The 23,599-nt window shown below is 51.7% G+C and carries 17 protein-coding genes and 1 riboswitch; of the genes, 12 read left to right on the top strand and 5 right to left on the bottom strand.

The window, feature by feature from the left end; all coding sequences use genetic code 11:
• Positions 1-111: 111 nt before the first annotated feature.
• Positions 112-507, bottom strand: a complete 396-nt coding sequence (locus ACFOE0_RS21530; protein WP_115135092.1) for an H-NS histone family protein — start codon at positions 505-507, stop codon at positions 112-114.
• 618 nt (positions 508-1,125) lie between these two features.
• Between ACFOE0_RS21530 and ACFOE0_RS21535 the strand changes: the two genes are divergently transcribed.
• The 4 genes from ACFOE0_RS21535 (at position 1,126) to ACFOE0_RS21550 (ending at position 5,444) form a co-directional block, all read left to right on the top strand.
• Positions 1,126-1,875 carry an electron transfer flavoprotein subunit beta/FixA family protein gene (locus ACFOE0_RS21535; RefSeq protein ID WP_115135090.1) on the top strand — a complete coding sequence of 250 codons (750 nt, stop codon included), beginning with the start codon at positions 1,126-1,128 and terminating at the stop codon, positions 1,873-1,875.
• On the top strand, positions 1,876-2,799 hold the full coding sequence (locus ACFOE0_RS21540) for an electron transfer flavoprotein subunit alpha/FixB family protein (protein ID WP_248934587.1): 924 nt from the start codon (positions 1,876-1,878) through the stop codon (positions 2,797-2,799). It begins immediately after the preceding gene.
• A gap of 89 nt (positions 2,800-2,888) precedes the next feature.
• Positions 2,889-3,085, top strand: a riboswitch (Lysine riboswitch).
• A 107-nt stretch (positions 3,086-3,192) separates the two neighbouring features.
• Positions 3,193-4,752, top strand: coding sequence for a Na+/H+ antiporter NhaC family protein (locus ACFOE0_RS21545; RefSeq protein WP_248934588.1), 1,560 nt, complete (start codon positions 3,193-3,195; stop codon positions 4,750-4,752).
• Between the two features lie 113 nt (positions 4,753-4,865).
• The gene (locus ACFOE0_RS21550; RefSeq protein ID WP_248934589.1) at positions 4,866-5,444 is read left to right on the top strand and encodes a thymidine kinase; all 579 of its coding nucleotides are present in this window, start codon (positions 4,866-4,868) and stop codon (positions 5,442-5,444) included.
• A gap of 80 nt (positions 5,445-5,524) precedes the next feature.
• Here the strand turns inward: ACFOE0_RS21550 and xseA are convergent, their stop codons facing one another.
• A complete protein-coding gene (gene xseA / locus ACFOE0_RS21555) occupies positions 5,525-6,874 on the bottom strand; it encodes an exodeoxyribonuclease VII large subunit (protein ID WP_248934590.1) in 1,350 nt (449 codons plus the stop codon).
• Between the two features lie 121 nt (positions 6,875-6,995).
• On the opposite strand from xseA, the gene guaB reads away from it, so the two are divergent.
• Positions 6,996-8,462 (top strand): IMP dehydrogenase, encoded by a 1,467-nt coding sequence (guaB, locus tag ACFOE0_RS21560; RefSeq protein ID WP_248934591.1) that lies wholly within the window; start codon positions 6,996-6,998, stop codon positions 8,460-8,462.
• Between the two features lie 82 nt (positions 8,463-8,544).
• Entirely contained in the window at positions 8,545-10,122 is a 1,578-nt protein-coding gene (gene guaA, locus ACFOE0_RS21565) for a glutamine-hydrolyzing GMP synthase (protein ID WP_248934592.1), read from the top strand.
• 64 nt (positions 10,123-10,186) lie between these two features.
• Here the strand turns inward: guaA and ACFOE0_RS21570 are convergent, their stop codons facing one another.
• Complete coding sequence (locus tag ACFOE0_RS21570) at positions 10,187-11,149, bottom strand: GGDEF domain-containing protein (RefSeq protein WP_248934593.1); 963 nt, start codon at positions 11,147-11,149, stop codon at positions 10,187-10,189.
• Positions 11,150-11,244: 95 nt separating this feature from the next.
• On the opposite strand from ACFOE0_RS21570, the gene tadA reads away from it, so the two are divergent.
• Positions 11,245-11,751 (top strand): tRNA adenosine(34) deaminase TadA, encoded by a 507-nt coding sequence (gene tadA, locus ACFOE0_RS21575; protein ID WP_248934594.1) that lies wholly within the window; start codon positions 11,245-11,247, stop codon positions 11,749-11,751.
• A gap of 18 nt (positions 11,752-11,769) precedes the next feature.
• Here the strand turns inward: tadA and ACFOE0_RS21580 are convergent, their stop codons facing one another.
• Together ACFOE0_RS21580 and mltF are read right to left on the bottom strand one after the other, a co-directional pair.
• Positions 11,770-11,892 carry a hypothetical protein gene (locus tag ACFOE0_RS21580; RefSeq protein WP_283106315.1) on the bottom strand — a complete coding sequence of 41 codons (123 nt, stop codon included), beginning with the start codon at positions 11,890-11,892 and terminating at the stop codon, positions 11,770-11,772.
• 180 nt (positions 11,893-12,072) lie between these two features.
• Positions 12,073-13,494, bottom strand: coding sequence for a membrane-bound lytic murein transglycosylase MltF (gene mltF, locus ACFOE0_RS21585; protein ID WP_248934595.1), 1,422 nt, complete (start codon positions 13,492-13,494; stop codon positions 12,073-12,075).
• A gap of 241 nt (positions 13,495-13,735) precedes the next feature.
• On the opposite strand from mltF, the gene purL reads away from it, so the two are divergent.
• The 5 genes from purL to ACFOE0_RS21610 all read left to right on the top strand — a co-directional run bounded on the left by purL (position 13,736) and on the right by ACFOE0_RS21610 (position 23,588).
• Positions 13,736-17,614 (top strand): phosphoribosylformylglycinamidine synthase, encoded by a 3,879-nt coding sequence (gene purL / locus ACFOE0_RS21590; RefSeq protein WP_248934596.1) that lies wholly within the window; start codon positions 13,736-13,738, stop codon positions 17,612-17,614.
• A 1,253-nt stretch (positions 17,615-18,867) separates the two neighbouring features.
• Positions 18,868-20,424 carry a cytochrome ubiquinol oxidase subunit I gene (locus ACFOE0_RS21595; protein WP_115135064.1) on the top strand — a complete coding sequence of 519 codons (1,557 nt, stop codon included), beginning with the start codon at positions 18,868-18,870 and terminating at the stop codon, positions 20,422-20,424.
• 12 nt (positions 20,425-20,436) lie between these two features.
• On the top strand, positions 20,437-21,573 hold the full coding sequence (gene cydB / locus ACFOE0_RS21600; RefSeq protein WP_248934597.1) for a cytochrome d ubiquinol oxidase subunit II: 1,137 nt from the start codon (positions 20,437-20,439) through the stop codon (positions 21,571-21,573).
• 17 nt (positions 21,574-21,590) lie between these two features.
• Positions 21,591-21,707, top strand: a complete 117-nt coding sequence (cydX, locus tag ACFOE0_RS21605) for a cytochrome bd-I oxidase subunit CydX (protein ID WP_115135060.1) — start codon at positions 21,591-21,593, stop codon at positions 21,705-21,707.
• Between the two features lie 324 nt (positions 21,708-22,031).
• Positions 22,032-23,588 carry a cytochrome ubiquinol oxidase subunit I gene (locus ACFOE0_RS21610; protein WP_248934598.1) on the top strand — a complete coding sequence of 519 codons (1,557 nt, stop codon included), beginning with the start codon at positions 22,032-22,034 and terminating at the stop codon, positions 23,586-23,588.
• Positions 23,589-23,599: the final 11 nt, after the last annotated feature.

Raw genomic sequence — 23,599 nt, forward strand, 5'->3', positions numbered from 1 at the left:
TATCTAATTGGAATGTAAAAACCAAGTTGGAATTGTAAGTGTTTTTAACTTTTTATGGGCACAAAAAAGCCCACCATTAAGGCAGGCTTTTTGTATCCGGGATAATCCTGATTAGATCAGGAAGTCATCCATAGATGCGCCTTTGTCCAGCTCTGCCTTGAATACTTTAGGCATGCGGCCCTGGCCAGTCCAGGTGATGGTTTCACCGGCAACTTCAATTTTGTACTTGGCTGGGCGTGGAGCACGCTTCTTTGGAGCTGCTTTGGTACCGGCAGCGCCACCCAGGTCGTCCAGAGACAGACCAACTTCAGCCATTTGCTTACGGATTTCTTCAATCTTGGCAATACGATCTGCCATTGCTGCTTGTTCCTCTTCAGCAGCGGCTTCACGCTCTTCAATGATTTTGTTCAGCTTAGCGGCCAGATCCTGCAGCTCTTCCAAAGACAGCTCTTTAACAGCAGCTTTAAAACGGCGGGCATGGGTCAATACTTCAAGGAATTCGCTCATAACTTTATGTTCCGAGTTAATTAAACTAAGTTAAAATTTTATGTCTGCAGGAATAATAGAAACTAATAGCTCATGAATCAAATAAAAATTGATTTTTTAAAAGCTATTTTTGCATACATTAATAAGAATTCAGTATTAGCAGGCTAATTTTAACGCTAATTGCCTCGGTGTAATCCGCAAATAAGCCTAACAAAGGTGGCGCGCGTCTATCACAAATGAAGACAAAAGGGATAGATGTGGCACCTAAGTGCTTTATTGGCAGTCAGGGGGAGTGGCGTGTTCTGCTTATATAAAAGCCTTTCTATATAATGTGTGGTTGAAGAATTATCCCGCAGCTTGAGTTTGCCTTACTGTCTTGTTTCCACTTTCTGCCCTCGACTTATTAGCGGCAAATTCAGTGGAGCTTATCTCTGTTTATTGCATGTTTATCCCGCGACTCCCGTGTCTGACGGAAAGGAGCAATCGCGACTATAATAAGTCAAACGCGTCTAGTTGACGTAAACGTAAACAATAAGTAAAGTGGCGTAACATCTGTGCTGGTGTGCCAGTGCAACCGTAAAAGCAAGCGTTCGTTTGGTTGCTTTTTACAGTGAAATAAGAGGCCTAGGAAGGAAACCCATGAAAGTATTGGTGCCGGTAAAACGTGTCGTAGATGCCAATGTCAAAGTTCGGGTTAAGTCTGATCAATCCGATGTTGAGACAGCTAACCTGAAAATGGCGTTGAACCCATTTTGTGAAATTGCAGTAGAAGAAGCGGTCCGACTGAAAGAAGCCGGTATCGCCACTGAAGTTGTAGTAGTGACTGTGGGCAACAAGTCTGCTCAGGAGCAACTGCGTACCTCTATGGCACTGGGTGCCGACCGCGGTATTCAGGTTGAAACCGATGCAGCGCTGGAGCCACTGTCTATTGCCAAACTTCTGAAAGCCGTTCAGGACAAAGAGCAGGCGGGTTTGATTATCCTGGGCAAGCAGTCCATCGATGGAGATAACAACCAGACGGGCCAGATGTTGGCAGCTTTGATGGATGCTCCTCAGGCGACCTTCGCCTCTGAAGTGAAAGTAGAAGGCGACAAGCTGACCGTTACCCGTGAAGTGGATGGTGGTCTGCAAACTCTGTCCATGCCTTTGCCAGCTGTCGTGACTGCGGATCTGCGCTTGAACGAACCTCGTTATGCCAAGCTGCCGGATATTATGAAGGCCAAGCGTAAGCCGCTGGATGTGCTGACAGTGGAAGAGCTGGGTGTGACCCTCAAGTCCCACCAGAAAGTGCTTAAGGTGACCCCTCCTGCAGCCCGTGAAGCCGGTGTGATGTTGGACTCTGTGGAAGCTCTGGTTGAGAAGTTGAAGAACGAAGCGAAGGTGATCTAAATGACGATTCTAGTAATTGCAGAGCATGATAATGCCAGCCTGAAGCCTGAAACTGCCAAGGTCATTAATGCTGCGTCACAAATTGGTGGCGATATTCACCTGCTGGTTGCTGGCAGTGATTGCGCTGCGGTAGCCGAGGAAGCCAAGACCCTGAGCGGTGTGGCTAAAGTCCTGCTGGCTGACAACGCGGTATACAGTGCTCACCTGGCCCAAAACCTGTCCAAGCTGGTGGTCGAGGTCGCCGGTGATTACAGCCATATTCTGGCCCCGGCAAGCAGCCAGGGCAAAGACCTGTTGCCACGTGTAGCAGCTCTGTTGGATGTCGCTCAGCTGTCTGATGTTGTTGAAGTGGTTGATGCCGACACCTTTGTGCGCCCTGTTTACGCGGGTAACGCTATGGCCACAGTTCAGAGCCTGGATGACAAGAAAGTGATGACTGTTCGTCCAAGCGCATTTGATGCCGCAGGCAACGACGGCGCTGCTGAGCTTGTTGCTGTTGGTAGTGTTCATGAAGCTTCCACTGAGTTTGTGTCTCAAGCCCTGACTGAATCAGAGCGTCCTGAACTGGGCAGTGCCGGTGTGATTATTTCCGGTGGCCGGGGTATGGGCAGTGGCGAGAACTTTGAACTGCTGGAAGCTCTGGCAGATAAGATGGGGGCAGCTGTTGGTGCTTCCCGTGCCGCTGTTGACGCAGGCTTTGTACCGAATGACCTGCAGGTTGGTCAGACAGGTAAGATTGTTGCACCTGAGCTGTATATCGCCGTCGGGATTTCCGGTGCCATCCAACACCTGGCAGGTATGAAGGATTCCAAGGTGATCGTGGCGATCAACAAGGACCCTGATGCGCCTATCTTCCAGGTGGCAGATTACGGCCTGACAGCTGACCTGTTTGAGGCTGTGCCTGCACTGACCAAGTTGATTTAATCTGTGAACTCGGTCACGATAAGCGGCTTTGGGATTACAATATCCCGGCCGCTTATGGTTTTATCTCATTCACGCCTGAAATCCAGGTGTTCTTAAGTAGAGGAGCGTTAACTATCAGTACCGATTGCTAGGGTGATGCCTGTAATCTTTCGGGAAAGGAGTTGACGCCGAAGTGATTGAGCATATCGCGGCCAGTCGCTGGGGCTGTTTCCGAAAGGAGCAGCACTGCCATAGTATTTCCCACCGGGATGATGGGAAGAGGTTACTATGGAGCGCTACTGACAGGACAGGTGCTCTTCATTCCGCGTACTTTCTGTACGTGGCCGTGACTTATCCCATTCCTTCAGTGTTCTCCATTCGTCGTATTCAACAACGAAAGAAAATATAACAATTATGACAGTCATCAGTTATGCCGATTCGGCGTTATCTTTGTTGCCGCCTGTGGTAGCTATCGTACTGGCGATATTAACGCGCCGGGTATTGTTATCTCTTGGAGTGGGTATTTTATTGGGCAGCCTGTTGCTGACTGATTTTAATGTCGCTAACACTGCATCCTATTTAGGCGACCGTGCCGTAAAACTGTTTTGGGCCGATGGCGCACTGAACAGCTGGAACGTCTATATTCTCGGATTCCTTGTACTGCTGGGCATGATCACCGCGCTGATCACCGTCAGTGGTGCCGCCCGCGCGTTTGCTGAGTGGGCCCGTCAGCGTATTCGCTGTAAACGTGATGCCAAGCTGCTGACTATTTTCCTGGGTTGTGTGGTCTTTATTGATGACTATTTCAACTCTCTGGTCGTGGGCAGTGTAAGTCGCCCTTTGACCGACAGATACTATATCTCCCGTGCCAAGTTAGCCTATTTGCTGGATTCTACTGCTGCGCCTGTATGCGTGATCTCACCGGTATCAAGCTGGGGTGCATACATCATTGCCTTGATTGGTGGCATTCTGGCGACCCATGGCATGAGTGAAATGGGTCACCTGAATGTGTTCATCGAAATGATTCCGATGAACTTCTATGCCATTTTCGCACTCTTGCTGCTGATCTGTGTGGCGCTGTTTGGACTGGATGTGGGGCCAATGCGTACCCATGAGCAGAACGCTCAGAAGGGGGAGTTGTGGGACCCTGCCAAAACGCCTCCGGGGGCTGATGCGGATCTGCCGGAAGCTGACACAGGCAAGATTGCCGGTCTCTTCCTGCCTATCGGTACTCTGGTCGTTGCCACTGTGTACTTTATGGTGTCCAGCGGTGCCGCTAAGTTGGAAGAGAAAGGCCTGGCTTTCGACCTGATTAAAGCGTTTGAAAATACCGACGTCAGTCAGTCACTGTTCTTTGGTGCTCTGGTGGGCCTGGCCATGACGCTGGCTATGGTGCTCAAGCAGGGTGTTGAGAAAAAACTGATCCTGCAGGGCATTACCGCTGGAGCCAAGTCCATGCTGCCTGCTATCTGGATCCTGCTGTTTGCCTGGACCATAGCCGCAGTGATTGGCCAACTGGAAACCGGTAAGTTTATGGCCAGTCTGGCCACCGGCAATATCCCATTCGCACTTCTGCCTGCGGTAATGTTTATTCTGGCTGGTCTGACTGCGTTTGCGACCGGAACCAGTTGGGGTACCTTCGGCATTATGTTGCCAATTGCTGCAGATATGGCCATGGGCAGTCACTCTGCCATGATGCTGCCAATGTTGGCTTCTGTTCTGGCCGGTGCAGTATTTGGTGACCACTGCTCACCTATTTCAGATACCACGATTCTGTCCTCTACCGGTGCCAGCTGCCCACATATCGACCATGTGGTCACCCAGCTGCCATACGCCGTGATTGTTGCTTTGCTGAGTTTGGCCGGTTATGTCGTGATGGGCTTTACCGAGTCGGTATGGGCGGGTCTGGCAACCTGTAGCGTGCTGTTTGTCCTGAGTGTTATTTACCTCAAGATAAAAGCGGGCAGTCGTTGATAACAACGCAAAACTGACTTTACAGCGCGGCCGGAGTGCCGCGCTTTTTTATAGGTGTACGCGGCTGGCTGGAATGGTAATATTCGCCGGTACATTTAATTGGGGACCTGATTTTGGCGCAGCTTTATTTCTACTACTCGGCGATGAATGCCGGTAAGTCGACTTCTTTATTGCAGTCATCCTACAACTACCGTGAACGCGGTATGAATACGCTGGTGATGACAGCTTCTATCGATGACAGATATGGCGTAGGCAAAGTTGCATCCCGGATCGGTATCGAATCTGATGCTCAGGTTTTTGGTGCAAGTGACAATCTGGTCGACATGATAGCCAGCTCCCATGCAGCACAAACTTTGCATTGTGTACTGGTGGACGAATGTCAGTTCCTCAGCAAAGAGCAGGTTAAGCAACTGGCTTATGTGGTGGATAAGATGGACATTCCGGTGCTTTGCTATGGTTTGCGCACCGATTTCCAGGGCGAGCTCTTCCTGGGCAGCCAATATCTGCTGGCCTGGGCCGATAAGTTGGTTGAATTGAAAACCATCTGTCACTGTGGCCGTAAAGCCAATATGGTGCTGCGTCTGGATGGCAACGGTAATGCCATGAAAGAGGGCGAGCAGGTCGCTATCGGTGGCAATGAAAGCTATGAGTCAGTGTGCCGCAACCACTTTCGTGAAGCGCTCTGGGATTAATACCAATCCGCTGATTAAACAAAAAGGAGACCTTGCGTCTCCTTTTGTGTATTCAGGGCCAGATCGCCCGGCAGTTCAAATTAGCACTCAGTCCGGGGCTTAACCTGAGTCACTGTCGATACCAATTCACCTTCGCTCAGTCTGGTGGTGAGCTCATCACCCGGCTTGACCTCTTGTGCAGTGTGCAGCACTTTGCCATCCGCCGAACTGATACTGTAGCCGCGACTCAAGGTTGCCAGCGGACTGACACTACCCAGTAATCCGGCATTTTTTTGCAGACGCTCTGACGCTTTCTCCAGTCGGTAGGTCATTGCTTCATCCAGGCTCTTGCTTAAATAACTCAAGCGATTTTGCTCTGCGGCGACTCTGTGTCCCGGAGACTGCTGTTGTAGCCGGGCTGTCAGGCGCTGTTGCTGCATGGACAAATGGCTGAGTCTGCGTTCCAGTGCCGACTCCAACCTGAGTTGCATCTCATCGAATCTTTGCGCCAGTTGCTGCAGAGACCTTACCGGATCTTGTTGCGCCAGCCTGTGCTGCAACTGGCTGTGTTTGCGTTCGGCCTTGAGCTGGTAATGATTCCAGCCACTTTCCAGACGACTGTATGCCACCGCCAGTTTTTGCAGCTTGTTGCCTTTGTCTTTGGACAACAGTTCAGCCCCGGCAGAAGGAGTAGGGGCTCGCACGTCTGCTACATAATCGGCAATGGTAGTATCCACCTCGTGACCTACGGCGCTGACCACAGGCAGGGCAGAGTTATAGATGGCATGGGCCAGATTCTCAGAGTTAAAGCACCAGAGATCTTCCAGTGAACCACCGCCACGGGTCAGCAGCAGCACATCCACTTCCAGTCTGTGATTGGCCATATCCAGGGCATTGATAATGGTTTGGGTTGCCGCTTCCCCCTGCACCTGAGCCGGGTAAATCACCACTTCAATGGATGGGTCACGACGCTCAAGTACATGCAATACATCGCGAATAGCTGCGCCAGTAGGCGAGGTGATCACTCCAATACGCTGAATATTCTCCGGTAGTGGCCGCTTGGTGTCCTGGGTAAACAGCCCCTGAGCGGCCAACTGCATTTTCAGCGCTTCGTATTGCTGAGCCAGCATGCCGTCACCGGCGGGCAGCATAGACTCGATGATCAGCTGATAGTCGCCTCTGGGTTCATACACACTGATGGCAGCGCGCACCAATACCTGCTGACCATTGGCAGGGCGAAATGTGACGCTCTGGTTACGCCCCTTGAACATGGCGCAACGAATTTGTGAATGGCTGTCTTTCAGTGTCAGGTACCAGTGACCTGAACCAGGCGCAGCAAAGTTGGAAATTTCACCACTGAGCCAGATTTTACCCAGCTCACCTTCCAACAGTTTTCTCACCTCACCATTAAGACGGGAGACAGTATAAATATTATTTTTAGGGACTTGCATGGCCTTTCCCGCTAAAACATCCGATTTTTACAATTTTCCATTTACCAAGTGAAAGACGCAAGGTATAATGCCGCCGCAATATTTCACCTTCGTAAATCCATGTAAATGGGGAGATGTTGCCATGCTACGATTAAAAAAAGAAGCTCTTACCTTTGACGATGTTCTACTCGTCCCTGCTCACTCGACCGTTCTCCCTAATACCGCCAATCTCAAAACCCGTCTGACCAAAACCATCGAACTGAATATGCCCCTGGTGTCTGCTGCCATGGACACAGTGACCGAAGCTCGTCTGGCTATTGCAATGGCTCAGGAAGGCGGCGTTGGTTTTATTCACAAGAACATGAGTATTGAGAAACAGGCTGAAGAAGTTCGCCTGGTGAAAATCTACGAAGCCGGTGTGGTGGCGCAGCCAGTAACTGTGACCCCTGAAACCAGTCTGGCTGAGCTGCGTGAACTGACCGCCAAGAACGGCTTTGCCGGTTATCCTGTCGTCAATGCTGCCAACGAGCTGGTGGGTATCATCACTGGTCGTGACGTGCGCTTTAACACTGACTGGACCAAGACAGTGTCTGAGATGATGACTCCAAAAGAGCGTCTGGTGACTGTTAAGGAAGGCACAGCCCGTGAAGAAGTTCAGCGCCTGATGCACGCCAACCGTATCGAGAAGATCCTGGTGGTTGACGACAGCTTCAAGCTGACCGGTCTGATTACTGTAAAAGACTTCGAAAAGGCAGAACGCAAGCCAAACGCCTGTAAAGATGAGTTTGGTCGTCTGCGCGTTGGTGCTGCTGTTGGTGCTGGTGCCGGTAACGAAGAGCGTGTAGATGCACTGGTTAAAGCCGGTGTTGACGTACTGCTGATCGACTCCTCCCACGGTCACTCAGAAGGTGTTCTGCAACGTATCCGTGAAACCCGTGCCAAGTACCCAGATCTGCAAATCATTGGCGGTAACGTAGCCACTGCCGAAGGCGCACTGGCGCTGGTTGATGCCGGTGTGAATGCCGTTAAAGTGGGTATTGGTCCTGGCTCTATCTGTACTACCCGTATCGTTACCGGTGTGGGTGTTCCTCAAATCACTGCAGTATCTGACGCGGTTGAAGCCCTGGCGGGTACCGGTGTGCCTGTTATCGCCGATGGCGGTATCCGTTACTCAGGTGACCTGGCTAAAGCGCTGGCTGCAGGTGCTTCCTGTATTATGGCCGGTTCTATGTTTGCCGGTACCGATGAAGCTCCTGGTGAAGTTGAGCTGTATCAGGGTCGTGCTTACAAATCATACCGCGGCATGGGCTCTTTGGGAGCTATGTCACAAGGTTCGTCAGACAGGTACTTCCAAACCGATAATGCAGCAGACAAATTGGTTCCAGAAGGTATCGAAGGTCGCGTACCATATAAGGGCAAGCTGAAAGAGATCATTCACCAGCACATGGGCGGCCTGCGTTCATGTATGGGTCTGACTGGCTGTGCCACTATCGAAGAATTGAACACCAAGGCTGAGTTCGTAAAAGTGACTGCTGCGGGTATGGGCGAATCTCACGTTCACGACGTGACCATCACCAAAGAAGCACCTAACTACCGCAGCCGCGGCTAAGAGATTCGAGGGCGTCCAAATGGACGCCCTTAATAAAAAAGCCTTGTAAAAGGTAACTGATAATATTTGATGAAGGTTTTCCATGAACAACATTCATGAGCACAAGATACTCATCCTTGACTTCGGCTCTCAGTACACCCAACTGATCGCCCGTCGTATCCGCGAAATTGGTGTTTACTGCGAACTGTGGGCGTGGGATGTCACTGAAGAGCAGATCCGTGAGTTTGCCCCAAACGGTATCATTCTGGCCGGCGGCCCTGAGAGTGTGACCGCTGAAGCTTCTCCACGCGCACCTGAGTATGTGTTTACCGCCGGTGTTCCTGTACTGGGCATCTGCTACGGCATGCAGACCATGTCTGAGCAGCTGGGTGGTAAAGTGATTCAGGGCGTGGGCGAAGGCGAATTCGGCTACGCTCAGGTAGAAGTTCTGGCAGAATCTGCACTGTTCAGCCTGATTGAAGACGGCATCAGTGAGTCAGGTAACCCACTGTTGGATGTATGGATGAGCCACGGCGACAAAGTTGCCGAAATCCCGGAAGGATTTGTACAGGTTGCCAAGACAGAAACCTGCCCATTTGCAGCCATGGCCAATGAAGAGAAGCGCTTCTATGGCGTGCAGTTCCACCCTGAAGTGACTCACACCCGTCAGGGCCTGCGTATGCTGGAGCACTTCGCGCTGAACATCTGTGAGTGTGAAGCCAAGTGGCAGCCTGCTTCTATTATTGAAGACGCAGTAGAGCGCATCAAACAGCAGGTAGGCGATCAGGAAGTTATCCTGGGTCTGTCCGGTGGTGTAGATTCCTCTGTAACTGCGATGCTGCTGCACCGCGCCATTGGCGACAAGCTGACCTGTGTATTCGTAGACAATGGTCTGCTGCGCCTGAACGAAGCACAGCAGGTAATGGATATGTTCGGCAACCACTTCGGTTTGAACATCATCCATGTTGACGCTGAAGGTCGCTTCCTGGAAGCCCTGAAAGGCGAAAACGATCCAGAAGCCAAGCGTAAGATTATCGGCCGCGTGTTCGTGGAAATCTTCGACGAAGAAGCTTCCAAGCGTGTTAACGCCAAGTGGCTGGCGCAGGGCACCATCTACCCAGATGTGATTGAATCTGCTGGCTCTGCTACCGGTAAAGCCCATGTGATCAAGTCTCACCATAACGTAGGTGGTCTGCCTGAAGATATGGAGCTGGGGCTGGTTGAGCCGCTGCGTGAACTGTTTAAAGATGAAGTTCGCAAGATCGGTCTGGAACTGGGTCTGCCATACGACATGCTGTTCCGTCACCCGTTCCCTGGCCCTGGTCTGGGCGTGCGTGTTCTGGGCGAAATCAAGAAAGAGTACTGTGACCTGCTGCGTCGCGCCGATGCTATCTTCATTGAAGAACTGCACAGAGCTGACCTGTACAACAAGGTTTCTCAGGCATTTACCGTGTTCCTGCCGGTTCGCTCTGTAGGCGTAATGGGCGATGGCCGTAAGTACGATTGGGTTGTGTCCCTGCGTGCCGTTGAAACCATCGACTTTATGACTGCTCACTGGGCGCACCTGCCATATGACTTCCTTGGCCGCGTATCCAACCGCATCATCAATGAAGTTAACGGTATCTCCCGTGTGGTTTACGATATTTCAGGTAAGCCACCTGCGACCATCGAGTGGGAATAATCCCGACTTGAACCGCAACTGAAAAAGCGACCCCCGGGTCGCTTTTTTACTGTCTGAAGTTTGATTAATGGGGTTTGCCGCTGGATCGACTTTCAGGGTCATTAGCAGCATCCGGCAATTCTGTTTGCTCTGTATCCTGCACCCTGGGTTCAGGCTCGAACACCATCACTTTATTACCGCCGAGGGCGGCGCATTGTTGCATCACCTCTTTGGCTGACAATATTGCCAGTTTCCGGTTGGCCAGCAGGCCATCATACTCCGCGATACCTATGCTGGCCGTCAGTCGCAACGACAAGCCTGCAAAGCCAAAAGCGTGTTCGGCAATCATCATACGCAAATGTTCGGCTTTGACTCTGGCGGTATTCATGTCAGCGCCGCCCAGTTCAAGCACAAACTCTTCGCCTCCCCAGCGCACAACCCTGTCATGCTTGCGGATTGATCCTCCGATCAACTCTGCCAGCTTCACCAATTGATAGTCGCAGCAGGCCTGACCCTGTTGTTGGCAGAGTTGCTGAAAATCATCGACAGAGATCATCAGCAGAGCGGCTCTGCGTTCCCGGGTGACATTGGGTGTGTGTTGATAGAAGTTACGGCTGTTGGCCAGACTTGCCAGAGGCGTACCGGTTGCCAGGTGACTCATCAGCTGGTTCTGATCATTCAGTTGGTGGATACAGCGGATAAGGCCTATGGTCAGAAACAGGCAGCCAAGGGCATCCGGTACCCGCTCCAGCCAACCAGAGGTGATGACCTGGGTGAGGTGGCCACTTAACTGGATTAGCGCACCGAGATAAAGCATGCTGAAACCGGCTCCAAGCCAGAAACTGACGGCGCCCAGATTGGGCCGGTTTATCAACAGGGTCATGCCCAGCCAGGCGACAACAGGAATAGCGTCGAGTGTGAGCTGAGTGCCCGAATGCGGCAGCACCAATGTATGATTGGCGAGCAGTATCAGCAGCCAGGCAAAGGTTATCCCGATAAGGGCCAGAGGCCAGTTGATGAACCAAAGAGAGGAAGATTTGGGTATCATTTTCCAAGTTTAGTTCAGGCGGGAGAAGTTACCAGTGTGACCGACATTGGCAACTTGATATACTCCGTGTCTGAATATTGAATAGGGCGCAATTGATGCAGGCAGAACAGGATAATCATTGGATGGGTTTGGCGCTGGAAATGGCAGCCAAGGCCGAGGCTCGCGGGGAAGTACCCGTCGGTGCCGTTTTGGTTAAAGATAATCAACTGCTGGCTGCCGGTTTCAATTTCAGTATCGGACAACATGACCCCAGTGCTCACGCTGAGATGCAGTGTTTGCGGCAGGCGGGCCAGGTGATACAAAACTATCGTATGCTGGATGCCACCTTGTATGTCACCCTGGAACCTTGCTCCATGTGCGCAGGAGCCATGGTTCACAGTCGTATCAAGCGTGTGGTGTTTGGCGCCCGGGATGCCAAAACCGGTGCGGCGGGTTCAGTGGTGGACCTGTTGAATAACTCAGCCTTCAACCACCAGGTGTCAGTCACTTCCGGCGTGAGAGAGCAGGAATGCGCAGCAATGCTGAGTGATTTTTTCAAGCGTCGCCGCGCGGAAAAGAAAGCCCTGAAGCAGGCAGCCAAAAATCAGCAGGCCAACGGCTGATAATAACGTCAGCAGAGCCTAGCTGTTGCGCAGTTGGATAAAGGTGAAAAATTGTTTTTGGCGGTGCAGCATACGCTGATGACGGGCCTTTTGAAGAGTACGGCGACGGGCCGCTGCGTTATTCATCATTTTTCGTTTCATACTTCTTCCTCACAGTTCTCCATTGCTGAATCACTGTTTGCGGCGGGCAGGTCGCCCGCTGATCTCCATGTATTTCGACAGTATCACAATCTCTGATGAAAGAAATATGAATGTGGTGGGAAATATCACTAATTTTTCATAGGCTTGCCCGGCTATCTTTGGCCGGCTCAGGGAGAGAAATTACTGTGGTGCTGTAACAGCCTCCTCTCCCGGTATCTCTGTGGCTTTATCCTCTTTGGCTACCGCCTTGGCAGCTTCCGTCTGAGCCTGATGGTCCAGCCATACCAGGGTATCGTAGTAGCGGCGGATATTATCCACATAGTGAGCAGCTTCACTGCCTCTGGCATAGCCGTAGCGGGTTTTGCTGTAATATTTGCGCTTTTGCAGCAGAGGTAACACCTGCTTGACGTCGCCCCAGCTGCTGGGGTTATAGCCCATTGATTGCGCCAGTTTACGGGCGTCCTCAACATGCCCCATACCTATGTTGTAGGAGGCGAGAGCAAACCACATACGCTGATCTTCAGGTATGGAAGCGGGCAAACGGGTCAATATATTGCTCAGGTACTTGGCACCACCACGAATACTTTGCTCAGGGTCGAGGCGGTTGCTGATGCCCATCTGTTTGGCGGTAGGCAAGGTCAGCATCATCAAACCCCGTACCCCGGTTGGCGAGCGGGCATGGGGGTTCCAGTGGGACTCCTGGTAGGCGGTCGCGGCCAGTTTGCGCCAGTCCAGTTCACCTGAGTATTGTTCAAACCAGGGGCGGTATCTGGGTAGCTTGCTGTCCACAGCACGAATAAAGGCCCGGGTATCTACGTAGTCAAAGCGCTGCACATGACCAAAGTACTTTTCATTCAATTCATCCAGGGTGCCGTTTCTGCGTTCTGAATCCCAGAAAGCCAGTAACTCACTCATCATCCGGTCTGAATTTCGGGCTGACAGCAGCCAAACCACGTTTTGCTCTTCCTGCAAGACCTGAGCGATACGCAGTTCAGGCAGAAACCTGCGATTGATCTGCAGTGCTGAGGAATCTGCAACTGTATAGGCAATCTCGCCACTGGCAACCATCTCCAGCAGCTCTTCACTGTCTTTGTCTGCCACCTGCTGCCAGTTGAGCTCAGGGTTATCCTGCCTCAATGCCATCATGGTATCGACAAAGGCTGAGTCTGCCAGAATGGTGAGGCCTGGACCCAACTCATTAAGATTTTTACCTGGCTTGTTACCCTCTTTGTAGACCAGTACCTGGTCCACCTGGTACAGGGGCGGTCCCATACGAAACTGCTCCCGGCGGGCGAGGGTATCTGTCATCCCGGCAGCGATGATGTCGATATCTTCTTTTTCCAGCGCCTGATAAAGCTCCCCGATAGTGTTGTAGGGAATCATCTTGAGAGGCTTATTCAGGTACTGGGAGAATTTGTCAGCCATCTCATAGTCGAAGCCGCTGAGTCCCTGACCTGTGCTGACATATATCTGCGGGCCATAGAGAGTCCCCACCCGCAGCACGCTGCGCTCGGTCGGAGCAGGAGATTCTACCGGCTCTGGTTCGCAGCCTGAGAATAAAGGCAGAAACAACAGAACCGCCAACAGGCGTTTGAATGTCATAGTGAACAATAATGCGACAGCGGTTGAAAAATGCAATAAGCCGAACGGTGAGTCCCGGGATCACTGACCCGGTATTCCATCGTTTGATTACAGGGAAAATGTTTTCGGCGATGAGGCGCGTTTATAGCACAAATCAGGGCGGTTTCACCAAGCCAATTTGATGATTTGTGAGCCACTTTTTCCTATAATACCGCCTCCTCTTACCCTGTTATCCAATAATATAAAAAGGTGAATAGACGTGATGGAGATCATCCGCGGAGCCCCTGCACTATCGTCGTTCCGGGTGCAGAAACTGCTGGCAGCGTTTAGCAGTGAGTCCCTTCCGGTCAGTGAGATTTATGCCGAGTACATACATCTTGCTGAGTTAAGTGAGCCACTGGATGAAAACGAATCTCAGCAGCTTGCCAAAATCCTCACCTATGGCCCAGCCATGGAATCCCACGCCCCCAGCGGCACCCTGTTCTTCGTCACCCCTCGCCCCGGCACCATCTCCCCCTGGTCCTCCAAAGCAACTGATATCGCCCATAACTGCGGCCTGAACAAAGTTCAGCGTCTGGAGCGGGGTATTGCTTATTATGTTGAGGGTGAGCTGACCCAGGCCCAACTGGCCGGAGTTAAGGCGCTTATCCATGACCGTATGATGGAAGTGGTATTGGGTGAATTTGAGCAGGCTTCCATGCTGTTTGCTCACACTGAGCCTGGCATACTTCGCAGCGTGAATGTGCTGGGTGAAGGGCGTCGCGCTCTGGTGACTGCCAATACCGAAATGGGGCTGGCGCTGGCAGAAGATGAGATCGACTATCTGGTAGAGAACTTTGTCCGTCTGGGCCGTAACCCCAACGACATTGAGCTGATGATGTTTGCCCAGGCCAACTCAGAGCATTGTCGCCACAAGATCTTCAACGCTGACTGGACCATAGATGGCGAAGTGCAGCCCAAGTCGCTGTTCAAGATGATCAAAAACACCTTTGAAACCACCCCGGAGCATGTGCTGTCGGCATACAAGGATAACGCCGCGGTAATGGAAGGCTCAGTGGCAGGTCGTTTCTTCCCTGATTCCGACGGTGTGTACCGTTACCACTCAGAGCCTATGCATGTGCTGATGAAGGTGGAAACCCATAACCACCCAACGGCTATCAGCCCATACCCGGGCGCAGCGACCGGCAGTGGCGGTGAGATCCGTGATGAGGGCGCAACCGGACGTGGCTCCAAGCCCAAAGCGGGTCTGACAGGCTTCTCGGTATCCAACCTCAAGATCCCTGGCTTTGTGCAGCCATGGGAAGGAGATTATGGCAAGCCGGAGCGTATCGTATCCGCGCTGGATATCATGCTGGATGGCCCACTGGGCGGTGCAGCTTTTAACAATGAATTTGGTCGTCCTGCGCTACTGGGTTATTTCCGTACCTATGAGCAGCAGGTCGCCAGCCACAATGGCGTTGAGGTTCGTGGTTACCACAAGCCGATTATGTTGGCCGGTGGCCTGGGTAATATCCGTGAAGACCACGTACAGAAAGGCGAAATCACCATAGGTGCCAAGCTGATTGTACTGGGTGGCCCAGCCATGAACATAGGTCTGGGCGGCGGCGCTGCCTCCTCTATGGCATCCGGCCAGTCCAGTGAAGATCTGGACTTCGCCTCAGTGCAGCGTGAAAACCCTGAGATGGAACGTCGTTGTCAGGAAGTGATCGACCGCTGCTGGCAGATGGGCGATGACAACCCGATCCAGTTTATCCACGATGTGGGTGCCGGTGGCCTGTCCAATGCCTTGCCTGAGCTGGTGAGTGACGGTGGCCGTGGCGGTAAGTTTGAATTGCGTAACGTGCTGTCTGACGAGCCGGGCATGAGCCCTCTGGAGATCTGGTGTAACGAATCTCAGGAACGCTATGTGTTGTCTGTAGCGGCTGAAGACCTGGATACCTTTGCCGCCATCTGTGAGCGTGAGCGTGCACCGTTTGCGGTAGTGGGCGAAGCCACAGAGCAGGAGCACCTGCTGCTGAACGATGAGCACTTCGACAATCAACCCATAGATCTGCCTTTGGAAGTACTGCTGGGCAAAGCGCCCAAGATGAGCCGTGAAGCCGAGACACTCAAGGCTGAAGGTAAGGCACTGGATACTGCTGCGATTAGCGTGAAAGAAGCAGTATCCCGGGTACTGAGTCTGCCGACTGTGGCCGACAAAACCTTCCTTATCACCATTGGTGACCGTACGGTAACTGGTCTGGTTAACCGTGACCAGATGGTGGGGCCATGGCAGGTACCTGTGGCCGACTGTGCTGTGACTGCGGCCAGTTTTGACTCCTACGCCGGTGAAGCCATGTCTATGGGTGAGCGTACGCCATTGGCGCTGCTCGATTTCGGCGCGTCTGCCCGTATGGCGGTGGCCGAGTCCATTATGAATATTGCCGGCGCTGATATCGGCGATATGAAGCGTATCAAGCTGTCTGCCAACTGGATGGCGGCAGCCGGTCACCCGGGTGAAGATGCCGGTCTGTACGAAGCAGTTAAAGCTGTGGGTGAGGAGCTGTGTCCTGAACTTGGTCTGACCATTCCTGTGGGTAAGGACTCCATGTCCATGAGAACCGCCTGGCAGGATAACGGTGAAGACAAGAGCGTCACTGCGCCTCTTTCTTTGGTGATCTCTGCCTTTGGTGTGGTACGTGATATCCGCAATACAGTGACCCCAGAGCTGCGCTCAGATAAAGGCGCGACTGCGCTGCTGCTGGTGGATCTTGCCGATGGCAAGCAGCGTCTGGGTGGCTCATGTCTGGCTCAGGTGTTCGGTGAGTTGGGTGATGCTGCACCGGATCTGGACAAGCCTGCCAACCTTAAAGGTTTCTTCGATGTGACCCAGCAGCTGGTGGCCGATAAGCAAGTGATTGCTTACCACGACCGCAGTGACGGTGGTTTGTTGGCGACTCTGGCGGAGATGGCGTTTGCCGGTAACACAGGTTTGCATATTAATCTGGGTGGCATAGAAGGGGATGATGTCTCCCGTCTGTTCAACGAAGAGTTGGGTGGCGTGCTGCAGATCCCCGCCTCTGATGCGCAGGACATTATCAGCCGCTTTGAAGATGTGGGCGTCAGCTGCCACCTGATAGGTAACCTGGCAGATGACATGCAACTGTCAGTGTACGACGGCGAACGTGAAGTGCTGACCGAGCCTTTGATTGAGCTGCGTAAGCTGTGGTCTGAGACCACTTACCGTATGCAGGCGATGCGTGATAACCCAGAGTGCGCCAAAGAGGAATTCGCGCTCAAGCTGGATATCAATAACCCCGGCCTGACAGTTGATCTCAGCTATGACGTGGCTGAAGACGTGGCCGCACCTTATATCCTTAAGGGCGCTGCGCCGAAAATGGCGATTTTGCGCGAGCAGGGTGTGAACTCTCATCTGGAGATGGCGGCGGCATTTGATCGCGCCGGCTTTGAATCCCGTGACGTGCATATGTCGGATATTCTGTCCGGTCGTGTCAGTCTGGAAGGATTCCAGGGGCTGGTGGCCTGTGGTGGCTTCTCCTACGGTGACGTACTGGGCGCGGGTGAAGGTTGGGCCAAGTCTATTCTGTTTAATGAACTGGCACGTCAGGAGTTCAGTCGTTTCTTCGAGCGCGGCGACAGCTTTGCTCTGGGTGTATGTAACGGCTGTCAGATGCTGTCCAACCTCAAGTCCATTATTCCCGGCACTGAGCACTGGCCACATTTCGTTCGCAACCGTTCTGAGCGCTTCGAAGCCCGCTTCTCTCTGGTAGAGGTACAGCAGAGCCCATCTCTGTTCTTCGAAGGTATGGCTGGCTCCCGCATGCCAATCGCGGTATCCCATGGTGAGGGCAGGGCGGAGTTTGCGTCTCCCGAGGCGCTGGCTGCAGCAGAGGCTTCCGGCACTGTGTCGCTGCGTTATGTGGATGGTAACGGCAAGGTGGCCGAGCAGTACCCGCTGAACCCCAATGGTTCGCCTAACGGTATTACCGGTATCACTACCCTGGATGGCCGTGTCACCCTGATGATGCCGCACCCTGAGCGTGTGTTCCGTACTGTGGCCAATTCCTGGCATCCGGATGAGTGGGGTGAAGACAGCCCCTGGATGCGTATGTTCCGCAATGCCAGAGTGAAGCTGGGCTAAAAACCGGTTGTCACTGCATAGATGAAAGCAGCCTCAGGGCTGCTTTTTTATTGCCCCAAAATCTCAGCAGCGCCGTATCAATAATTTAGAAACACCTGATTCTGGTCGCTTTCAAGGCTGTTGGGGGCTGGTATGGAGAAGAGATAATTTGATTGGTAGTGAGTTATCGATAGCCAGAGGCCTGAGCAGATGGGGGCTGGCTTTATCAGTTATGACGAAAGTAAAGTAAATGTTGCCAAACGATAGGTGTTAGAGTGAGTCTCTACAAATTGCGGGTTTTGGCAGTTAAATTTCTTATCCGAAACAGAAAGAAAAAAGCCCGGTTTCAGAAACTGATACCGGGCCCGTTTTGCGCTAACAAAACTCAAGAAACAGCAAATTGTCTTTACCTGAATTAGAACTCACGCGATTTGAAAAGTTCAGTAAATACAGGCTTGTAAGAGTTAACCAGACGTTCAAAAAACTTTTTCATAGCAAATATCTCCACACAAATTCGATGATTGGTGCGCGGAGCAAATACACCACTTGTTTACTGCGGGTGTATTCAAGCGTCTCCTTAACACGAGGCATATAGTAGCCACAGTGTGAAAAACGATCAAACTAGAAAAAATGTATTTTCACATTAGAAAAAGTTATTGGTTTATTTTCTGTACCTCTTGGCTCTATTTGTATAAATGCTTGTTATAAATGGTTTTGTACTGGACTGGGTATTTGTTTTAAGTGATTTTGAGTTAGATTATATAGTAATTTAAATGTTAAATAATGTGATTGTTTAGGTTTTTCGGTAAATCGACATATTAATGTCATTAACTGACTATTTTGCGGGTTCAGGAGAGATTCCCTACCATGATTTTTGACTGTCGACAACTGTGTTGGCTGTTGAAGTGTGCACTTACCCGCAAAAACCATTCAAGCTACTGAGTTTGATTGATTTGCATCAAATGCAGGTGGTATAAAATTGAGGTAAATCAACAAACTTGTGCATTTCTAAGTAATTGAAATATATGTGTTTGTTGGTGTTTGGGTGATTTCTTGGTGTGTTCTTGGTCGCCGATTTGCAACAATTTGTGACCTTTGTCGCAAAAAGGCCGGGAATTGACCAAATTTCGGGGATCTTCCCCCTCAGTCTGGCAAACTGGGAAAATAAAGGGACGTTTGCCTTGGTCTAGGTAAACGAAATGAAAAATTTAACCATCTTACAAAGGTTCGCACCGGCTACATACCGGTGTTAAGTACCAAGTAAGGAGAGACTGATGATTGTTGAAGAGGTTGTCGAGCTATCGCGCTTTCAATTTGCGCTGACAGCTATGTATCACTTCCTGTTTGTACCTCTCACTCTGGGCATGGCCTTCCTGCTTGCAATTATGGAGTCACTGTATGTGATGACCAACAAGCAGATCTACAAGGACATGACCAAATTCTGGGGCAAGCTGTTTGGTATTAACTTTGCCCTGGGTGTGACTACAGGTCTGGCCATGGAATTCCAGTTTGGTACCAACTGGTCTTACTATTCTCACTACGTGGGTGATATCTTCGGAGCTCCTCTGGCCATTGAAGGTCTGATGGCGTTCTTCCTTGAATCCACCATGGTGGGTATGTTCTTCTTCGGTTGGGATCGCTTCAGCAAGCGTCAGCACCTGGCGGTAACCTGGTTGGTTGCTCTGGGTACCAACCTGTCAGCACTGTGGATTCTGGTTGCAAACGGTTGGATGCAAAACCCTGTGGGCAGCGTATTCAACTACGAAACCATGCGAATGGAGATGACCAGCTTCGCTGAAGTCCTGTTCAACCCGGTTGCTCAGGTTAAGTTTGTACACACTGTTGCTTCAGGTTATGTAACCGGCGCTATGTTCGTACTGGCCATCAGCTCTTACTACATTCTGAAGAAGCGCGACCTGCCATTTGCCCGTCGCTCTTTCGCTATTGCGGCAAGCTTTGGTATGGCCTCTATCCTGTCTGTAATCGTTCTGGGTGACGAATCCGGTTATGAAACCGGTGAAGTACAGAAGGTGAAACTGGCTGCGATTGAAGCTGAATGGCACACTGAGCCAGCTCCTGCTGCATTTACTGCCTTTGGTTTCCCGAATGATGAAACCATGGAAACCGACTATGCCATCAAGATCCCTTATGTAATGGGTATCATCGCGACCCGTTCGCTGGATGAGCAGGTAACCGGTATCCGTGATCTGGTTACTGAGCACGAAGCCCGTATCCGTAACGGTATGAAGGCATACGCTATGCTCGAGCAGCTGCGTGCCGGCAACGAAACCCCTGAACTGCGTGCAGCTTTCGAAGCGGCTAAGGTTGACCTGGGTTACGGTCTGCTGCTGAAGCCATACACAGATAAAGTGGTTGACGCTACTGAAGAGCAGATTAAAGCGGCTGCCCGTTCTTCTATTCCATCTGTAGCACCTCTGTTCTTCAGCTTCCGTATCATGGTGGCATTGGGCTTTGTCATGCTGTTCGTATTCGCAGCAGCCTTCTGGCAGAGCACTCGTCATAAGATTGAAGAGAAGCCATGGGTTCTGAAAGCAGCGCTGTTCAGCCTGCCACTGCCTTGGATCGCTATTGAGTGTGGTTGGTTCGTTGCCGAATACGGCCGTCAGCCATGGACCATTTCTGAAGTTCTGCCGACCTTTATGTCTGCCTCCAGCCTGTCTGTCAGCGACATATGGTTCAGTATCATCACTATCACTGCTTTCTACACTGTATTGCTGGTAGTAGAAGTGTACCTGATGCTGAAGTTTGCACGTCTGGGCCCCAGCAGCCTGAAGACAGGTCGTTACCACTTTGAGAAGCTGGAAGCTTGATAGGGGAATACCATGTTTGATTATGAAATCCTGAGATTTATCTGGTGGGCCCTGGTAGGCGTATTGTTTATCGGCTTTGCGGTTACCGACGGCTTCGATATGGGTGTAGGTGCTTTGCTGCCAATTCTGGGCAAAGATGACACCGAGCGCCGCATTATGATTAACACTGTTGCCCCTCACTGGGACGGCAACCAGGTGTGGTTGATCACCGCCGGTGGTGCACTGTTTGCTGCATGGCCAACTGTGTACGCAGTATCTTTCTCTGGCTTCTATGTAGCTATGATGCTGGTACTGTTTGCCTTGTTCCTGCGTCCTGTTGGCTTTGACTATCGCTCTAAGATTGAAGATCCAAGATGGCGCAAGACCTGGGACTGGGCACTGTTTGTCGGTAGCTTCGTACCGCCTCTGATTATTGGTGTGGCTTTTGGTAACCTGCTGCAGGGTGTGCCTTTCCGTTTCGACGAATACCTGCGCGCCTTCTATGAAGGTAACCTGTTTGGTTTGTTGAACCCATACGGTCTGCTGGCCGGTCTGGTATCTGTATCTATGTTTATGATGCAGGGTGCGACCTGGTTGCAGATGAAGACTGAAGGTGATCTGCGTGCCCGCGCTGCCAAGGCGGCTCAGTTTGCTGCCGTTGCACTGGTGGTACTGTTTGGTGCCGCAGGTCTGTGGTTGTCCAACATGGACGGTTACGTCATCACCTCCGCCATTGACACTGCTGCAGCATCCAACCCAGCGGGTAAGACTGTTGAGCTGGTCTCCGGCGCCTGGATGGCCAACTATGACAAGTACCCAGTGACCATGCTGTTCCCTGCATTGGGTCTGGCTATGCCTCTGCTGGTGGCTCTGTTCAGTCGTATGAACCGCTCTGGCTTTGCCTTCCTGTTCAGCTCCCTGGCAATTGCCAGCGTGATCCTGACCTGTGGTGCAGCTATGTTCCCATTCGTGATGCCATCTTCTCTGGAGCCGAATGTGAGCCTGACCATGTGGGATGCGACTGCCAGCCAGATGACTTTGACAGTGATGACCTGGGCTGCGATTATTTTCGTACCTATCGTCCTGAGCTACACCATCTGGACTTACATCAAGATGTACGGCCGCCTGAACCGTCAGTACATTGAAGACAACAAGACTTCACTTTACTGATTAAGGAGAAGATTAGTATGTGGTATTTCACCTGGATCCTGGGCGTATTACTGGCCTGCTCATTCGGTATCATCAACGCCCTGTGGCTTGAAACTACCGAAAACATGGACAGAGATTCCGAACTGGAAGACTAACAGGATAACCTGATAAAAAGCCCCGCAATGCGGGGCTTTTTGCTTTTGCTGATTTTGTAATCATTGATGAATCCGATTTAACTCAAGCCTGCCAATTCAAAATTAACAAAGCGATCTGCGTCACAAATCGTCCGGCCATCAGGTGTGACAATTTGTATCTGAGGGTGTGTCGGTTCAATCAACAGTTATTCCAGCCTGACTTCGGGGGATCAACCTCTTTGCCTCCCGCATCCTCCCGCGGACTTACCGCTTCTTAATTATCCCCTGTAGTTGGACGAATCCCGTCGTCGCATGGGGATCTCAGAGCTATTTCTGGAGTGAAACATGATCCTGGATCAGGTTGTAGACTTGTCGCGCCTGCAGTTTGCGCTGACTGCCATGTACCATTTCCTGTTCGTGCCGCTGACGATTGGATTGGTGTTCCTGTTGGCCATCATGGAAACCCTTTACGTGATGACCGGCGAGGTAATTTATAAAGATATGACCCGCTTTTGGGGCAAGTTGTTTGGTATTAACTTTGCCCTGGGTGTTACTACAGGTCTGGCAATGGAGTTCCAGTTCGGTACCAACTGGTCATACTATTCCCACTATGTGGGCGACATCTTTGGTGCGCCCCTGGCCATTGAAGCCCTGATGGCCTTCTTCCTTGAATCTACCATGGTGGGGATGTTCTTCTTCGGATGGGACAGATTCAGCAAACGCCAGCACCTGGCCGTAACCTGGTTGGTGGCTGTTGGCACCAACCTGTCTGCGATGTGGATTTTGGTCGCCAATGGCTGGATGCAAAACCCTGTTGGCGCTGTGTTCAATGATCACACCATGCGCATGGAGCTGACCAGCTTCAAGGAAGTGCTGTTTAACCCCATTGCCCAAACCAAATTTGTTCATACAGTGTCGGCTGGTTACGTGGCCGGAGCCATGTTTGTGCTGGCCATCAGCGCATACTATCTGCTGAAAAAGCGTGATCTTGAGTTTGCCCGCCGTTCTTTCGCCATCGCGGCAGCTTTTGGTGCAGCGGCTATTGTGATGACGCTGATTTTGGGCGATGAATCGGGTTATGAGATTGGTAAAGTGCAACCCACCAAGTTGGCTGCCATGGAGGCGGAATGGCACACTGAGCCAGCACCGGCCGGTTTATTGCTGTTTGGCTTCCCCGATGAGCACACCATGAGTAACAGCATGCCGGTAAAAATCCCTTATGCACTGGGTCTTATCGCCACCCGCAGTCTGGATACTCAGGTTGAGGGTATCAAGCCCTTGATTGTCAAAAATGAGCAGCGTATCCGCAATGGTATGCAGGCCTACGGTTTGCTGGAGAAGATACGTCATGGTAATAAATCACCTGAAGTTCGCCAGCAGTTTGATGCCCTGAAGTCGGATCTGGGTTATGGCCTGCTGCTGAAGCGCTATACAGACAAGGTGGTGAACGCCACCGACGCGCAAATCAAGGCTGCCGCTCAGGATACGGTACCCGATGTGCCACCTCTGTACTGGAGTTTCCGTATCATGATTGGTGCGGGTATGGCGCTGCTGGCGGTGATGCTGCTGGCGCTGGCATCCTGCTTTAAGCCTGCACTGCAGCAGAAAGCCGGTTTGTTGAAGCTGTTCCTGTTCGCCTTGCCTTTGCCCTGGCTGGCTATTGAGAGTGGTTGGTTCCTGGCCGAATTTGGCCGCCAACCCTGGACCATCTACAACGTGCTGCCAACGTCCATTTCAGCGTCCAGTCTGAGTGTGGCGGACCTTTGGTTCAGTATCGGTGCCATTACCCTGTTCTACGCCATATTCCTGGTGATTGAACTCTTCCTTATGTTCCATGTAGCGCGCAAAGGCCCAAGCAGTTTGAAGACCGGCCGTTACCACTTTGAAAAGCTGGCAGCTTGATAGGGGACAAG

This window comes from Shewanella submarina, assembly GCF_042646185.1.
Lineage (GTDB): Bacteria > Pseudomonadota > Gammaproteobacteria > Enterobacterales > Shewanellaceae > Shewanella > Shewanella corallii.

Bases quoted from the DNA above. Each gene is read 5' to 3' on its own strand.
- ACFOE0_RS21530 (WP_115135092.1), bottom strand. From the start codon at position 507: ATGAGCGAATTCCTTGAAGTATTGACCCATGCCCGCCGTTTTAAAGCT.
- ACFOE0_RS21535 (WP_115135090.1), top strand. From the start codon at position 1,126: ATGAAAGTATTGGTGCCGGTAAAACGTGTCGTAGATGCCAATGTCAAA.
- ACFOE0_RS21540 (WP_248934587.1), top strand. From the start codon at position 1,876: ATGACGATTCTAGTAATTGCAGAGCATGATAATGCCAGCCTGAAGCCT.
- ACFOE0_RS21545 (WP_248934588.1), top strand. From the start codon at position 3,193: ATGACAGTCATCAGTTATGCCGATTCGGCGTTATCTTTGTTGCCGCCT.
- xseA (WP_248934590.1), bottom strand. From the start codon at position 6,874: ATGCAAGTCCCTAAAAATAATATTTATACTGTCTCCCGTCTTAATGGT.
- guaB (WP_248934591.1), top strand. From the start codon at position 6,996: ATGCTACGATTAAAAAAAGAAGCTCTTACCTTTGACGATGTTCTACTC.
- guaA (WP_248934592.1), top strand. From the start codon at position 8,545: ATGAACAACATTCATGAGCACAAGATACTCATCCTTGACTTCGGCTCT.
- ACFOE0_RS21570 (WP_248934593.1), bottom strand. From the start codon at position 11,149: ATGATACCCAAATCTTCCTCTCTTTGGTTCATCAACTGGCCTCTGGCC.
- tadA (WP_248934594.1), top strand. From the start codon at position 11,245: ATGCAGGCAGAACAGGATAATCATTGGATGGGTTTGGCGCTGGAAATG.
- ACFOE0_RS21580 (WP_283106315.1), bottom strand. From the start codon at position 11,892: ATGAAACGAAAAATGATGAATAACGCAGCGGCCCGTCGCCGTACTCTT.
- mltF (WP_248934595.1), bottom strand. From the start codon at position 13,494: ATGACATTCAAACGCCTGTTGGCGGTTCTGTTGTTTCTGCCTTTATTC.
- purL (WP_248934596.1), top strand. From the start codon at position 13,736: ATGGAGATCATCCGCGGAGCCCCTGCACTATCGTCGTTCCGGGTGCAG.
- ACFOE0_RS21595 (WP_115135064.1), top strand. From the start codon at position 18,868: ATGATTGTTGAAGAGGTTGTCGAGCTATCGCGCTTTCAATTTGCGCTG.
- cydB (WP_248934597.1), top strand. From the start codon at position 20,437: ATGTTTGATTATGAAATCCTGAGATTTATCTGGTGGGCCCTGGTAGGC.
- cydX (WP_115135060.1), top strand. From the start codon at position 21,591: ATGTGGTATTTCACCTGGATCCTGGGCGTATTACTGGCCTGCTCATTC.
- ACFOE0_RS21610 (WP_248934598.1), top strand. From the start codon at position 22,032: ATGATCCTGGATCAGGTTGTAGACTTGTCGCGCCTGCAGTTTGCGCTG.